Annotated in this window: 2 protein-coding genes; both read right to left on the minus strand. The window is 41.9% G+C overall.

Features of this window, described 5'->3' with window-relative positions; all coding sequences use genetic code 11:
* Positions 1–48: 48 nt before the first annotated feature.
* Positions 49–171, minus strand: a complete 123-nt coding sequence (locus FC652_RS20255; protein ID WP_176299918.1) for a DUF3265 domain-containing protein — start codon at positions 169–171, stop codon at positions 49–51.
* Between the two features lie 6 nt (positions 172–177).
* Positions 178–496 (minus strand): hypothetical protein (locus FC652_RS20260; protein ID WP_217904694.1); only part of this gene is annotated, 319 nt, incomplete at its 5' end.

Here is a 496-nt window from a genome sequence, read left to right on the forward strand (position 1 = left end):
AATAAACCACTAATTTACTCATTGAACTTCCTTGTATACTATTTGGGCCTAACGCCGCGTTAAGGGGTGAGTGCCGCAAAAACCAACCTTCCGCAGACCACTCTCATCACCAAAACTCGCCGCATACCAAAAATGCCACGCGGCATGAATCCCACTTGAACGCCTTGTTATGCATTTTTAAAACATGCGCCCTAAACCAACTCGAGCGCCTATTGGCACTACCTTGTATCGAGTAATGGAATCTAATCTCATGACTGCCTCGTATGGTGTATCATGTTCCCTACTCGCTAGAACACTAGTAAATATTTTTCTGAAGCCATTACCTGAATCTGACCACAAAAAATGATCTTTAACCATTTCATCTATTTGAACAAGTTCAGCTTCCTCACCAACTAGCTCGAAGTACAAAGTTTCAGGCTTACTCATATTCAGCTCACCACTCTTGAAATGAACACTCTCAAATTCTTCGCTCAATGTAATTCCCTTCGTAATGCAT

Source organism: Vibrio sp. 05-20-BW147 (assembly GCF_013369385.1).
Taxonomy (GTDB): domain Bacteria; phylum Pseudomonadota; class Gammaproteobacteria; order Enterobacterales; family Vibrionaceae; genus Vibrio; species Vibrio floridensis.